Below are 14,896 nucleotides of genomic sequence, written 5' to 3' on the forward strand. Positions count from 1 at the left end.
CCATGCTTTTTCATGTACGAATGGATGTAAATATCCCACGCGATATGCCAGTTGAACAAGCCAATCAAATTAAAGCTGTTGAAAAGGCCTATTCACAAGATTTACAGCGTCAAGGCAAATGGCGTCATATCTGGCGTATTACGGGACAATACTCAAATATCAGTATCTTTGATGTGGACAGCAATGAAGAGCTACACAATATTTTACAGGGGCTGCCATTGTATCCCTACATGAATATTGAAGTGATGGCGATGAATCGTCACCCATCAGCCATTCGTGAAGATGACAGCTAAACACGCATAGTAGATAAAGTTAAAAACAGAATTTGAACAAGGAATGTGGCAAGCCAAGCAAGCAGCAAAACAGCAAGTCCGCGAGCCACCAAAAACTATCATACTTCAGGAGAATATGTATGAACCGTCAAGAAATCGATGCACTGGTTAAAAAAATGAATGTGGATACCGCGACAGGTGAAGTCAATCCACGTGTACAACAAATCGTGGTTCGTCTGCTCGGTGATCTTTTTCAGGCGATTGAAGATTTAGATATCTCGCAAAGCGAGCTGTGGAAAGGTCTGGAATACTTTACCGATGCAGGTCAAGCCAATGAACTCGGCTTATTGGCAGCAGGTTTAGGTCTTGAGCATTATCTAGATTTACGTGCTGATGAAGCAGATGCCAAAGCAGGCATTACGGGTGGAACTCCACGTACCATCGAAGGTCCATTGTATGTGGCTGGCGCGCCTGAATCTGTTGGTTTTGCCCGTATGGATGACGGTTCTGAATCAGACAAAGTGGATATCTTATTCATCGAAGGCACTGTCACTGATCCTGAAGGTAATATTATCGAAGGCGCTAAAGTCGAAGTTTGGCATGCCAACAGCCTAGGTAACTATTCATTCTTTGATAAGTCACAATCTGACTTTAACTTACGCCGTACTATTTTATCTGATGCCGATGGTCACTATGTGGCACAGACCACTATGCCTGTCGGTTATGGCTGCCCACCAGAAGGGACCACACAAGCAGTACTGAACTTGCTTGGCCGTCACGGTAACCGCCCTTCTCATGTGCACTATTTTGTGTCTGCACCAGGCTATCGCAAATTAACCACGCAGTTCAATATTGAAGGTGATCAATACCTATGGGATGACTTTGCATTTGCAACACGTGAAGGCTTAGTCGCTACTGCTGTTGATGTGACTGATGAAGCTGAACTTGCTCGTCGTGGTGTGAATAAGCCATTCAAACACATTACCTTTAATGTTGAATTGGTGGCAGAAAAAACAGGTGCGCCAACTACCGAAGTTGACCGTCGTCGTGTCGGTGCTTAACACCACAAATTTACTGTGAGCTAGACCTTAGCTCACAGTTTTTAAATTTCTATGCATACCCGTTTATACAGCAATTCGTATGTATAGAAATTTGAAAACATGGATAGAAGGTTGGCCTTATGATTGATAAAAGTACCCTCACATTGACTGAGACACTGTCACAGATCAAGAATGGCGCAACCATCATGATTGGTGGCTTTGGCACCGCAGGACAACCCGCTGAACTGATTGATGGACTGATCGAACTTGGTATTAAAGACCTTGTCATCGTCAATAATAATGCAGGCAATGGCGATTATGGTTTGGCCAAACTGCTTAAAACAGGGGCAGTACGTAAAATCATCTGTTCTTTCCCACGTCAGTCCGATTCATGGGTATTCGATGAACTCTATCGTGCTGGCAAGATTGAATTGGAACTGGTGCCGCAAGGTAATCTGGCGTGCCGTATTCAAGCCGCAGGCATGGGGCTCGGTGCAGTATTTACCCCAACTGGCTTTGGTACTTTATTGGCAGAAGGTAAAGAAACCCGTCATATCGATGGTAAAGATTACGTGCTTGAATACCCAATCAAAGCAGACTTCGCACTGATTAAGGCACACAAAGGTGATCGCTGGGGCAATCTGGTTTATAACAAATCTGCGCGTAACTTTGGTCCAATCATGGCGATGGCAGCGGATGTCACCATTGTGCAAGTGTCTGAACTGGTCGAACTGGGGCAGCTTGATCCTGAACACATTATTACCCCTGGGATTTTTGTACAGCATGTGGTCGCTGTTGATACAGCCAATGGCACAGGAGAATAAGCATGAGCTATCAAAAATTAAGCCGTGACCAAATTGCTGAACGTGTCGCACAAGATATTCCAGATGGTGCTTATGTCAATCTCGGCATCGGCCTTCCAACCAAGATTTCAAACTATCTTCCTGCAGACAAAGATGTGTTCCTGCATTCGGAAAATGGCCTACTCGCATTCGGTCCACCACCTGCTAAAGGTGAGGAAGACCCTGAACTGATTAATGCAGGTAAAGAATACGTCACCATGCTGACTGGTGGCAGTTTTTTCCATCATGGTGATTCCTTTGCCATGATGCGTGGCGGACATTTGGATATTGCGGTACTCGGTGCGTTCCAAGTGGCAGCCAATGGTGATCTGGCTAACTGGCATACTGGAGCAGCGGATGCGATTCCTGCGGTGGGTGGAGCAATGGATTTGGCAGTCGGTGCCAAGAAAGTATTTATCACCACCGATCACAACACCAAGCAAGGTGAACCGAAGATTGTGGAAACGCTTTCATATCCAGCAACTGGGTTGAAATGTGTCGATCGTATTTATACCGATCTGTGTGTGATTGATGTGACAGCAGACGGTTTAAAAGTGATTGAAAAAGTGGATGGTTTGAGCTTTGAAGAGTTACAAGCATTAACGGGTGCTCAATTGATTGATGCGACACAAGGATAATGTTTAACAGCCACTAATTACGGGTTAAAGCAGAGGCTTTTTGTATAGGCATTGCCTTACTTTTTAAGGATAAAAAGTAACAAGAATGAGCTACTGGCATTTGATTTAAGACGATAAGACTCCGTCGTGTTCATTCATAACTGAGTAATGACAATCAACTATCGATAAATGCTCAAAAAGACTTTAACGATATGGCAGAGCTCACAACAGATTTAGAAATGGAAATGTAAGACTATGAAAAATGCTTATATCATTGATGCCATCCGCACTCCATTCGGTCGTTACGCAGGTGGTCTTGCACCTGTCCGTGCTGACGATCTGGGGGCAGTTCCAATCCAAGCACTCATGCAACGTAACCCAACTGTCGATTGGCAACAAGTGGATGATGTCATCTATGGCTGTGCCAATCAGGCGGGTGAAGACAATCGCAACGTTGGGCGTATGTCTGCACTATTGGCAGGCTTACCTTATCAAGTACCAGCAACCACAGTGAACCGTTTATGTGGTTCATCACTGGATGCCATTGCCATAGCTGCCCGTGCTATTAAAGCCAATGAAGCTGACCTGATTATTGCAGGTGGCGTCGAAAGCATGAGCCGTGCGCCCTATGTGATGGGCAAATCAGACAGTGCATTTGGGCGTAGTCAAAAAATTGAAGACACCACCATGGGCTGGCGTTTTATCAATCCAAAGCTCAAAGAAATGTATGGCGTGGACAGCATGCCGCAAACCGCGGAAAACGTTGCAGAACAATTCAATATTAACCGTGCCGATCAAGATCAATTTGCCTTCAACAGCCAGCAACGTACTGCAACTGCACAAGCCAAAGGCTTCTTCGTCAATGAAATCGTACCCGTCAGCATTCCACAGCGTAAAGGTGATGCACTTGTGGTGAATACGGATGAGCATCCACGTGCATCAACCACCTTAGAAGCATTAACCAAACTTAAAGGTGTGGTAAAAGCAGAAGGCACCGTCACGGCGGGTAATGCCTCTGGGATTAACGATGGTGCAGCAGCAGTGTTGATTGCTTCGGACGAAGCGGTAGAAAAATATCAGCTCAAGCCACGTGCCAAAATCATTGCAGCAACCACTGTTGGTGTTGAACCACGGATTATGGGCTTTGCACCTGCACCTGCCATTAAGAAACTGCTTAAGCAGGCTAATCTCTCTCTTGAACAGATGGATGTGATTGAACTAAACGAAGCCTTTGCAGCACAAGCTTTAGCGGTGACTCGTGATTTAGGTTTGGCGGATGATGATGCACGGGTTAATCCGAATGGCGGTGCAATTGCATTGGGTCATCCTTTAGGTGCCTCTGGTGCGCGTTTGGTCACAACGGCCTTAAACCAGCTTGAACAGATCAAGGGACAATATGCCTTGTGTTCAATGTGTATTGGTGTCGGTCAAGGGATTGCCTTGATTATTCAACGTGTTGATTAAAATAAAGGAATAGTAGATGTCAGTTTTTCAGTCTGCCGATGCGCAAATTCACTATCAAACCTTTGGCGATCCCAACGCCCCGGCACTGGTGTTTTCCAACTCTTTGGGGACCAACTACGGGATGTGGCAACAGCAATTCAATTATTTTAAAGAACACTTTTATGTGATTTGTTATGACACACGTGGTCATGGTTCATCTTCGACGCCAACTGGCCCATATACCCTGCAACAACTCGGTGAAGATGTCGTTCGCCTACTCGATCATTTAAAAATTGAAAAAGCTCATTTCTGTGGTATTTCTATGGGCGGAATAACAGGTCAATGGCTTGCCATCCATTACCCAGAACGTTTTCAACGAGTCGTTGTGAGTAATACCGCTGCAAAAATTGGACAGGAACAAGCATGGCTCGATCGTGCCCAACTGGTTCGAAAGCAAGGTTTAGTTCCTATCGCCACGACAGCGGCTTCACGCTGGTTTACAGATCCCTTTATCCAAAGTCATCCTGCAATCGTCAATAATCTGTGTAACGACTTAAGTGCTGGCAGCGCAAATGGTTATGCCAATTGTTGTGAGGCTTTGGCTAAGGCGGATGTCCGTGAACAGTTGAAGGATATTACCATTCCGGTCTTGGTTATCGCTGGTACACAAGACCCTGTGACTACCGTTGCAGATGGACAATTTATGCAACAGCAGATTCCAGATGCCCAGTTGGTAGAAATCAATACCTCGCATATTTCGAATATTGAACAAGCAGAGCAGTTTAATCTAGCTTTATTGCATTTTATCCAAAGCTAGATTGGGAAAAATGCAATACGCCCTTTCCGTCACTTGAGTGAAAGCACTCGTAAAATTTCATGATACTTTTACGAGTGCCAATAAAACAGATTAGGTCATTAAATATAATTTAATAGGTTAATATTTCTCTCCTCGAATATACCAACTATTTGTAAATATTAAGTTTTATAAAATCACAAAATAATAACAATTACCATTATCAATAAAAAATCGTAACATTTATCCATGCTCAATACTGAAGTGGTTGCTAGCCACGATGCTAAAAGCAGCTATTTAATCATTGGACAGGATATCGGTATATGTTGTTTCTCGGCTCACGAACAATCCATAAAAATAAAAAGGTAAGCATCAAACAGCTCAGCTTTTTTCTAGTTATTGCTCATAGTACGACCAGCTCGCTCGCCAATGATATTGCAGCAACCATAAAACCCAGTCATATCAATCAGGCCCAAGTTACCCTCCCCACAATTCAAGTTGCAGCAATACAAGATTCCTTATATTTACCTAATCTTTATGCGGGTGGGCAAATTGCACGCATTACACAAATGGGGATTTTGGGCAATAAAGACTATATGGACTCACCTTTTAGTCAGGTCGGTTATAGTTCCAATGCCATCCGTCATCAACACGCTCTCAGCGTAGCTGAAACGTTGACCACTGCAGATGCCTCAGTACGTACAACCACAGGCAGTACCAATCGCTATGATGCACTGACAATTCGGGGCTTCCGTATTGAAAATGATGATATGGCCTTGAATGGCTTATTTGGTCTCGTCCCTGCTTATCGTGTAGGCGTCGATCCCGTTGAACGGATAGAATTGACTCGTGGTGCAGGTGCATTTTTATATGGCATGTCACCCTTCGGTGCGATTGGTGGCAATGTTAATGTTGTAACTAAACGGGCAGATAAACAACCACTTAGACAACTTACAACAGTGTACAGTACAGATCAACATCTCGGTATCCATGCCGATATCGGACAACGCTTTGGAGACAAGCAAGAATATGGGCTAAGGCTCAATACCGCGTATCGTGATGGAGATACAAGCATTGATCATCAAAACTCAAGAAACAGTTCACATTCTTTAGGCTTAGACTATCAAGCGGATCGTTTGAATCTTTCTGCAGATATCATCTACCAAAAGGATATGATGAGCCGAGCAGTAAGAGGCCTGACTGCAATAGTAGGAATTGATATACCCAAAGCACCAAATCCCAAAACCAATCTATCTGCTTTATCTGATTATTCTCAGGCGGAGAGTTTAACTTTGTTGAGTCGTGCCGAGTATCAACTCAATGATGCAGCCCTCGTCTATGGTACGGTTGGACATAATCACTTTAACTATGACAAACAAGAAGTTCCAGGATTAACAATCTTAAATCCTAATGGTGATACTCGTGCGGACACCAATTTACAACAGGGTCATAATGGCACTGTTTCAGCAGAAGTTGGCACTCGCATTAAATTATCTACAGGCAATATTCAGCATCAATTCGTTTTAGCTGCTAATCATTTTCGTCAACAAGGCTGGTTTGGACAATCACGATATGAAAGTTACTTAACCAATATTTATCATCCAACTTATGTTGATGACTTAGGTCAGCCCATTGCAGTGGTACCCAAGGCAAAAAGCAATGAAACAATGCTAAGAAGTGTGGTATTCGCAGACACCTTATCCACAGCACAAGACAAGCTACAATTCACCCTTGGACTACGTCACCAACAAGTTGAGACCAGTAACTTTTCGGCTAATGGTGAGCGAAGCAATCATTATAATGAAAGTGCCACGACGCCTTCATTTGCTTTGGTCTATAAACCATTTAAACAACTTTCTTTTTATGCAAACTATATTGAGGCCCTGACCGTTGGAGCAACACCACCAGATGACGCTGTAAATTTTAATCAGGTATTTGCACCCTACAAATCCAAACAATATGAGCTTGGAACTAAATTTGATTTAGGTAACTTTGGTGGGACAGTCGCAATTTTTCAGATTCGTAAACCCACAGGTATCGTCGATCCAGAAAGTAAAATATATAGCCTTGACGGCGAACAGCAGAATCAAGGAGTTGAACTCAATGGCTTTGGAAATATTACACCGACACTGCGCTTTCTAGGTGGTTTAAGCTTCGTAGATGCCAAACTACGTCGCACACAAGATGGACTCAATGACAATCATCATGCTGTTGGAGTACCACAATTTCTAAGCAACTTGGGCCTAGAATGGGATACGCCATTTAACCCACGACTCACACTTACAGGACGGATGATACATAATGCAAAAGCTTACGTGAGTGCAGATAATAGTCAGTCTGTACCAGACTGGACACGTTTTGATTTTGGCGGCCACTATCAAACTAAAATAGGAAAAACCCCTGTTACCTTACAAGCCAATTTAAATAATGTATTCAATAAAGCATATTGGGAAGCCAATCCGAGTAGCTATATGACTATCAGTACGCCCAGAACGCTATTACTCTCCTCCACTTTCGATTTCTAAAGTCAGTACAATCATTTTCTTTCATATAAAGTCTTGTTGATACAAGACTTTTTTATTATCGACAGCATAAAAGCACGACCATTCCACTCGCGATGACCATAAGTAAAACGCTCATAAAGTATAAAGATATACCCACAAGGTAATGGAAAATTACATAGATAAATCATCATAATTTCAAATAATGAACAAGGCATGTTCACGCGTGAATCATTTCAGTATCAGAAAGAAGATTTTCAAATTATTCACACTTAAATCATAGTAAAAATAAGGATATCTACAATTGAAAAATCATGAACCCATCTATCAACATACGCTGTTTAAAAATGGAATTTTAGGACTAAGTTGTGCCTTACTTATCGGATGTAATTCATCTTCAAGTGTAGAAACATTCCCCATCTCAAAACAGATCACCATTCAAAGAGATAGTTTTGGTACACCACATGTCTATGCAAATGACACCTATGGTCTTTTTTATGGCTACGGGTATGCAGTGGCAACAGATCGCTTATTTCAAATGGAGATGTCAAAACGTACAGGCCAAGGTACGGTCGCCGAAGTGCTGGGACCAGACTATTTACAGTATGACATTGCAACACATAGTCGTTTTGATCCAGAAAATATTCGACAACAAATTGCGCGACTCTCTCCTGAAGACCGTGCAATTTTTGAGGGTTATGCGGCAGGTTTCAATAAACGCATCAAAGAAGTTTTAGCCAATCCAGCACTCATGCCAAAAGAATTTGTTGATTATGGATTTAAACCCTCAAGCTGGGAAACAGAAGACATAGCAATGGTTTGGGTCGGCCTCATTCTCAATCGCTTCTTTTCAGCAAGTTTAGAAGTTTCAAACTTAGACTTGCTCACCCAACTACAAAAAGAAAAAGGTCAAGAGCAAGGCTTAAAACTTTATCAACAATTACGCTGGCTAGATGATCCAAAAGCACCAACAATTATTCAGTCTGAACAAGCAGCACAGCTTTCAGCACGACAGCACGCTATCTCAAAAAAGATTTTGCCTATCTCCAATCAGGCAGCAGAAAAATATTTAGCACAAGCACGTATTGCCATGGGCAAAAGTGTGGTCGATGGCGTACCCACTGCCAGCAATGCTTGGGTAGTAAAGGGAGATAAGACCATTGAGGGCCAGACTGTTTTATATAATGGCCCCCAACAAGGCTGGTATACCCCTGCGATTACCTATGCAATTGGCCTGCACGGCGCTGGCTATGACCTAACAGGTATTACCCCTGTCGGTTTACCTGCAATTCTATTTGGCACCAATGGCAAAATCGCATGGGGTTCTACGGTAGGCTCACTCGATACTAACGATGTTTACCAACTCACACTAAATCCAAGCAATTCAAAAGAATATTTATACAAAGGCGCTTATATTCCATTTGAGCACAAGCAAGTAAAAATAAAAGTTAAGAATCAGGCCGACCATATTTTAGATATTTATAAGAGCAAACAAGGCTTTGTCAGCACATGGGATGAAAAAAATCACACCGCCTATGCTCAAAAACGTAGCTGGGAAGGTGTAGAAATTGAAACCTTATTAGGCTGGGCCAATGCAGCCAAGGCCACAAATTGGGATGAGTTTCTTGCTCAAGCCAAACGTGTCGCAGCCTCTATTACTTGGTTCTATGCCGATACCAAAAACAATATTGGGGTCGCTGCGTTGGGACGTTTACCGATTCGCCCTGAAAACCAGCATATTCAACTTCCTGCACTTGGCGATGGTTCAATGGAATGGCAGGGTTTCTACGATTTCTCGCATAATCCAAAACAATATAATCCTGAAAAAGGTTATATCAGCAGTTGGAATAATAAAGCATATGCAGGTTTACGTTCTGACTCATCAAATTTCTCTTATGTTGATCGTGTCAATGAACTGATCGAGCCTTTGGAAAGTAAACCAAAGTTAAGCCAGCAAGAGATTTGGGACATTAATAAAATAGGTGCTTGGTCGGATCTAAATGCGCGCTATTTTATTCCCTATATGATCAAGGCTGCACAAAGTGATAAAGCCTCGGCCCAAGCTAAAAAAGTCGCACCGCTATTGGCAGAATGGGATCTAAAATTACGTCCAGATCGTGAAGGGAAAAATTATCAGGGTGCAGCACCAGCGATTATGCGCGCATGGCTGAATCAGATGATTATCTTGGTATTAAAACCGAACTTGTCTGAAAATATTTATCAGCGTTATACCGATACGCTTTATCCAGTCAATAATGATCCACGTAGTGCCCAGCCTGCCAGCGCCTCAAAATTAATCTGGAATGCATTGCAAGGAAAACAGGCAAGCATTCCTCAACAGGTTGACTTCTTAAAAGGACAAACAGCAGATGAGGTTGTCTTAAAAGCTTTAGAAAATGCGCTGACTGAACTTTCAAAACAATATCAATCGACCAATCCAAATGACTGGAAAATTTCTGTAGCAACCATGGGCTTTTCCAGCAAAAATTCGGTCGGTATCCCATGGGCGGATGCATCACATGAACAACAGCTCAGTACTTATGGCAATACAGGAAGTGCTACGTTTAGAGTGGTGTTAAATCCAAATCAGATTAGCATGTGTTCGATTTTAGCCCCAGGACAAAGTGGCTTTATCAATCAAAATGGAAAAACTGATGCCCATTTTGCAGATCAGCTTCCTTTATTTGAAAGTTATAAATGTAAAGATGATGCAGTGAGTCAAAAGGAAATCGATCAAGTAACACAACAAAGTATCACTTTAACTTACTAATTTTTAGTCCAATTTATCTTTTAAAAACGAGGTTTATTATGTCTCAAATAACAAACCTCGTTCTTCACTTAATAGCGAATCATGACTGATTTTAATTCAGTGTAATCTTCAATAAATGCATCTGAAAATTCTCTGCCAATTCCTGATGCTTTCACTCCACCGAATGGAACAGATGGATCTAAGAATGTATGCATATTGACCCATAAAGTCCCTGCTTCAATTTTAGGAATTAAACGTAAAGCTTTAGATAAATCATTGGTCCAAATACTTGCAGTTAAACCAAAGCGCGACTGATTCATCAGTTGAATGAGTTCTTCATCAGTTTCGAAAGGCATCACTCCGACCACAGGACCAAAGGTTTCTTCTGAAAATAAAGGATCATCGGTATTTTTAAAGGAAATTAAAGTCGGCTGTACAAAATACCCTGTCTGATCTAAAGCCTCACCCCCTGCAATAATTTGATTATTGGCTTTTGCCATATCTAAATAATGTTTTACTTTATGAAAATGTGGCTGATTAGAGAGTGGGCCAAACATACTTCCTTCATCCATAGCCGATCCAATTTTGAAACTAGAAAGTGCTTTAGAGAGTTTCTCGACCAGTTCATCATGTTTTGTACGGTGTACAAAAAAACGCTCTGGGGATGCGCAAACTTGACCTTGATGCACAAAAGTTGCTTGCATCAAAGTTGGTAAAATCTCATCAATATTTGCATCGGCCAAAACAGCAATGGCATTTTTACCGCCCAACTCCAGACTGACACGGGTTAAATCGCTGCTCATCGCAAGTTTACCAATCGCAATGCCAGTCGGAACTGAACCTGTAAATGAGACTTTCTTAACCAGCGGAGACTCAATTAAATATTGTCCTGTATCGCCCTTACCAGTCACCACATTAATCACACCCGCTGGAATCCCTGCTTCAATGGCAAGTTCAGCTAAACGTAATAAAGATAAGCTGGCAAACTCACTTGGTTTAAGCACAATGCTGCAACCAGTTGTTAACGCTGAACCAATTTTCCAGACACCAATCATCAGTGAAAAATTCCAAGGCACAATCCCTGCAACCACACCAATCGGTTGTCTAAAAGTAAAGGCCGTATATTTTTCACCTTGCATAGAAGGAATAGAAGGTTGCATGGTTTGACCATTAATTTTGGTTGCCCAACCCGCAAAATATCTTAAGAAAATAACAGATTGTGCGACTTCAAGATGGCGGGAAATATTAATGAGTTTTCCAGTAGACAACGACTCTAGCTGTGCAAGTTCTTCACCATGTTGCTCAATTAAATCTGCGAGCTTGTTCAGTTTAACGCCGCGTTCATAGGGCGTAGTTTCAGCCCAAGCATTTTGAAAAGCATGTTCCGCACTTTTCACCGCATTTTCGACATCGTGTTGACTACCAATACTAATTTGAGCAACCACTTGTTCAGTCGATGGATTTACAATATCCACTTTATCTAAAAGCTCAGCAGCAACTAGTTTTCCATCAATAAAATGCCCATGTTGACGTGCCATAAATTGCTGTACGCTTTGTAAAATCTGAACTTCACTCATTTTCTTTTCCTCTTTTCATTTCTAAAATTTTGTTATGACAGCAACTAAGCGACTTGATTCAAAATAAAGTCTGCACCGCGTTCACCAATCATGATGGCAATTGCGTTGGTATTTCCGCTTGGAACTTGTGGGCAAATCGAACAGTCAATGACGCGTAAATTTTGGAAGCCATGTACTTTAAGCGTCTGGTCTGTGACTGAATCTTTTGGTGTATTGCCCATTTTGCAACTGCCCGCAGGGTGATAAACCGTTTTAATGTTCTGGCGCATCCATGCATCAATCGCGGCAACATTCTCAGGATCAATATTTGCAGGCTCAATAATGTCTTGGACAATGGCTTTTAAGGCAGATTGTTGTAATAAGCGCAGCCCAGCCTGTACCGCACGAATGTTGGCCTCAATATCGTCTTGATGGCCTAAATAGTTTGGATCAATAATCGGCATTGCATTCGGATCTTTACTGCTTAAACGTAAAGTCCCACGTGCTTTTGGCTGTATATGTCCGACTTTAATCGTCAGTCCATGTGCTTGAGCTGTGTCTTTTTCACCAGGGGTATTATCGAAATTATCCAGCACAGGTAAAAAGTGAAATTGGACATCAGGTCGACCATTGTTATTGGTGTCAATAAAACCACCACCTTCTAGAATATTGGTGGTTAACAATCCTGAACGTGTAAAACACCACTGTAAAAAGTGTCGTACTGCAGTTAAACCTTGGTCTTCACCGAGCAGACTATTATTGGTTGTTACTGTCGCATTAACCGACATATGCAAATGGTCGTGAAAATTCTCACCTACAGGTAAGTCACTTATACATTCTATTCCGAGTTCATCTAAATGCTGTTTTGGACCAATTCCCGAAAGTAATAAAACCTTAGGACTGCCAATTGCACCAGCACTCAGAATGACTTCTTTTTGAGCCTGTACAGTAATGGGGGATTTTCCGCCAACACTATAAGTCACCCCAGTCACCTGATCACCTTGAGTTTCAATTTTATGGACTAAAGCATCCGTAATCACTGTAAGGTCTGGGTGGTTTTCGACTGACTTTAAATAAGTTTTTGAGGTACTCGCCCGAGAACCGTTTTGAGTAGTCGTTTGATAAAACCCTACACCCGCCTGATCCCAACCATTCATATCATTGACGTAATTCATCCCCATTTGCTGACCTGCTTTAATACAAGCAAGCGTCAAAGGATGCCGATAACGGTTTTCACTGACAGGTAAAATGCCATCTTGTCCGTGATATTCATCAGCAAGACTTTCATTTTTTTCTGCCTTTTTAAAAAAAGGCAGTACATGTTGATAAGACCACTGATTACATCCCCATTCCGAGGCCCATAAATCATAATCCTGACGTTGACCTCGACAATAGATCATCCCGTTGACCGAGCTTCCACCTCCCAACACTTTGCCTTGTGCAAGGATCATCTCTCGCTGATTACAATACTTTTGTGGGACGGTCATGTATTGCCATGATTTCTGCTGGAATACTTTAATCACGGTTGCAGGTATGGTATGAAACATACTGCTATCTCGACTTCCTGCCTCTAGAACGAGAACACGCCCAGCCTTGGCTTCTAATAGTCGTGCTGCAACAACACAGCCTGCCGAGCCAGCACCAATCACGATATAGTCATATTGTGTATTCATCTGATTTCACCCTCATTTTATTTCTATGAATGCACCGCCAATAAATACGGTCTGCTTCGCACTGATTTAATAGATGTATTGCAGAATCAACTGGGCATATAAATTGGTTTTGTCATCATAATTTTGAGTGCCACCACTGTGGATATCATGCTTTGGCTTATATAGTCCGATCAGCGGAATAACGGTGAGATTGTTATTGACTGACCAGACTGAAAACACATCCAGCTCATGCCCATCCACATTTGCCAATGACTTATTTACGGTTTGAAACTTATAAGCCAATGCACCCAGCATAAAATTTTCTTTTAAATTAATACTGTAAGAAACTTGGTGAATATCGGCATTTTTATTGAAGGGCCCTGCATAGTTTCCAGCGACTTCTCCCTGAAACCATGTTCCAAATCCAACCGTATTGCCGTAAAACATGGGATCGTACTGGTCTGAAAAATGGCTGAAACGATAACCTAGGGACGGCGTATATTTTGTAGATAAGAAGTTATAGTTCAGTCCCAGATAGCCCGCATTTTCCGTGCTGTCCTGTTTATCCTGAACCACCCATTCAGACTTCAGTTGCAGTTCAGCTAAGGCTTGATAGTTCAAGCGTAAGGCATAATTCTTAAGATCCTGACGTCCTGAAATGTGTTCGGCATCATCAAGGTCCAAGACATTTAAATAAGTAAAGCCGATGCCTTTATCTTTAAGTTGATAGATCAGATCCGTCACAAACAGTTCTGATGAAAATTGTGCTTTGTTATTCGACTTTAAATACGCCAGTTTTAGCGTTGTATCCTGTTGCGGTTTGTATTGAAGCAGGCTACTAAAATCAAAGCTGCGTCGTGCTGCCAGATAATAGGCCCCACCTCGATCGAGTGCCCCATCCGCAGGTGCTTTACCCAGATTTAAGGCATCACCCGCAACAAAAAAACCATCACCGATCATGATATTTTGCCGACCGATACTGAAATTGTAGGTCGTCAATTCATCTTTATGGGTACCATCTTTAAAACCAATCACCCATTCATTCACATCGGTTTTATGTTCTTGACCATTGCTATTTTGACCAGCATCACCATCGCCCCATGTCGCTGAGCTGATTCCGCTTAAACTGGCATAGAGCTGATAGTTTTGAAATGTTTGTTGCCCTTTGGCACCATATTTAAGGTGGCCTTCTTGCCAATTGATCCGTTGGTCATCGATGTTTTCACCGTTATAGCTTTTAGCACTGCTAAAAGCACCAAAAGTGGCTTCAAAAATCGGTTTAATTTCAAGCTCACCTGCATATGCAGTGGAAAAACATGAGACAAACAGCGTCCCTCTCACGACTTGAGAAACTAAAGTTTTCATACAAAATTCCTTTTTTGTCAGCGATCTACTTAACGCTCAGTTTTGGGTAATCTTGGATTACCCATA

At 42.1% G+C, this 14,896-nt stretch carries 11 protein-coding genes; 8 read left to right on the plus strand and 3 right to left on the minus strand.

What is annotated here, in order from left to right; all coding sequences use genetic code 11:
• The first annotated feature begins 2 nt into the window (after positions 1–2).
• From catC to FPL17_RS08985, 8 genes are all read left to right on the plus strand, one after another.
• A complete protein-coding gene (catC, locus tag FPL17_RS08950) occupies positions 3–293 on the plus strand; it encodes a muconolactone Delta-isomerase (protein ID WP_159884595.1) in 291 nt (96 codons plus the stop codon).
• A 119-nt stretch (positions 294–412) separates the two neighbouring features.
• Positions 413–1,333: a catechol 1,2-dioxygenase gene (gene catA / locus FPL17_RS08955; protein WP_159884596.1), complete on the plus strand. Its 921-nt coding sequence runs from the start codon at positions 413–415 to the stop codon at positions 1,331–1,333.
• Positions 1,334–1,452: 119 nt separating this feature from the next.
• On the plus strand, positions 1,453–2,136 hold the full coding sequence (locus tag FPL17_RS08960; RefSeq protein WP_159884597.1) for a 3-oxoacid CoA-transferase subunit A: 684 nt from the start codon (positions 1,453–1,455) through the stop codon (positions 2,134–2,136).
• Between the two features lie 2 nt (positions 2,137–2,138).
• Positions 2,139–2,792, plus strand: coding sequence for a 3-oxoacid CoA-transferase subunit B (locus FPL17_RS08965; protein WP_159884598.1), 654 nt, complete (start codon positions 2,139–2,141; stop codon positions 2,790–2,792).
• 234 nt (positions 2,793–3,026) lie between these two features.
• Entirely contained in the window at positions 3,027–4,235 is a 1,209-nt protein-coding gene (pcaF, locus tag FPL17_RS08970) for a 3-oxoadipyl-CoA thiolase (protein WP_159884600.1), read from the plus strand.
• Between the two features lie 16 nt (positions 4,236–4,251).
• Positions 4,252–5,031, plus strand: coding sequence for a 3-oxoadipate enol-lactonase (pcaD, locus tag FPL17_RS08975; protein WP_159884602.1), 780 nt, complete (start codon positions 4,252–4,254; stop codon positions 5,029–5,031).
• Between the two features lie 299 nt (positions 5,032–5,330).
• Positions 5,331–7,532, plus strand: coding sequence for a TonB-dependent receptor (locus FPL17_RS08980; RefSeq protein ID WP_159884604.1), 2,202 nt, complete (start codon positions 5,331–5,333; stop codon positions 7,530–7,532).
• Between the two features lie 280 nt (positions 7,533–7,812).
• Entirely contained in the window at positions 7,813–10,278 is a 2,466-nt protein-coding gene (locus FPL17_RS08985) for a penicillin acylase family protein (RefSeq protein ID WP_159884606.1), read from the plus strand.
• 68 nt (positions 10,279–10,346) lie between these two features.
• Here the strand turns inward: FPL17_RS08985 and FPL17_RS08990 are convergent, their stop codons facing one another.
• From FPL17_RS08990 to FPL17_RS09000, 3 genes are all read right to left on the minus strand, one after another.
• On the minus strand, positions 10,347–11,834 hold the full coding sequence (locus tag FPL17_RS08990; RefSeq protein ID WP_159884609.1) for an NAD-dependent phenylacetaldehyde dehydrogenase: 1,488 nt from the start codon (positions 11,832–11,834) through the stop codon (positions 10,347–10,349).
• 44 nt (positions 11,835–11,878) lie between these two features.
• Positions 11,879–13,486: a GMC family oxidoreductase gene (locus FPL17_RS08995; RefSeq protein WP_159884611.1), complete on the minus strand. Its 1,608-nt coding sequence runs from the start codon at positions 13,484–13,486 to the stop codon at positions 11,879–11,881.
• 66 nt (positions 13,487–13,552) lie between these two features.
• A complete protein-coding gene (locus FPL17_RS09000) occupies positions 13,553–14,830 on the minus strand; it encodes a hypothetical protein (protein WP_159884613.1) in 1,278 nt (425 codons plus the stop codon).
• Between the last annotated feature and the right edge of the window lie 66 nt (positions 14,831–14,896).

The organism is Acinetobacter dispersus (genome assembly GCF_009884975.1).
GTDB classification, from domain to species: Bacteria; Pseudomonadota; Gammaproteobacteria; order Pseudomonadales; family Moraxellaceae; genus Acinetobacter; species Acinetobacter dispersus.

What these genes read in the sequence shown, in the direction of transcription:
- catC (WP_159884595.1), top strand. Translation starts at nt 3, where the DNA reads ATGCTTTTTCATGTACGAATGGATGTAAATATCCCACGCGATATGCCA.
- catA (WP_159884596.1), top strand. Translation starts at nt 413, where the DNA reads ATGAACCGTCAAGAAATCGATGCACTGGTTAAAAAAATGAATGTGGAT.
- FPL17_RS08960 (WP_159884597.1), top strand. Translation starts at nt 1,453, where the DNA reads ATGATTGATAAAAGTACCCTCACATTGACTGAGACACTGTCACAGATC.
- FPL17_RS08965 (WP_159884598.1), top strand. Translation starts at nt 2,139, where the DNA reads ATGAGCTATCAAAAATTAAGCCGTGACCAAATTGCTGAACGTGTCGCA.
- pcaF (WP_159884600.1), top strand. Translation starts at nt 3,027, where the DNA reads ATGAAAAATGCTTATATCATTGATGCCATCCGCACTCCATTCGGTCGT.
- pcaD (WP_159884602.1), top strand. Translation starts at nt 4,252, where the DNA reads ATGTCAGTTTTTCAGTCTGCCGATGCGCAAATTCACTATCAAACCTTT.
- FPL17_RS08980 (WP_159884604.1), top strand. Translation starts at nt 5,331, where the DNA reads ATGTTGTTTCTCGGCTCACGAACAATCCATAAAAATAAAAAGGTAAGC.
- FPL17_RS08990 (WP_159884609.1), bottom strand. Translation starts at nt 11,834, where the DNA reads ATGAGTGAAGTTCAGATTTTACAAAGCGTACAGCAATTTATGGCACGT.
- FPL17_RS08995 (WP_159884611.1), bottom strand. Translation starts at nt 13,486, where the DNA reads ATGAATACACAATATGACTATATCGTGATTGGTGCTGGCTCGGCAGGC.
- FPL17_RS09000 (WP_159884613.1), bottom strand. Translation starts at nt 14,830, where the DNA reads ATGAAAACTTTAGTTTCTCAAGTCGTGAGAGGGACGCTGTTTGTCTCA.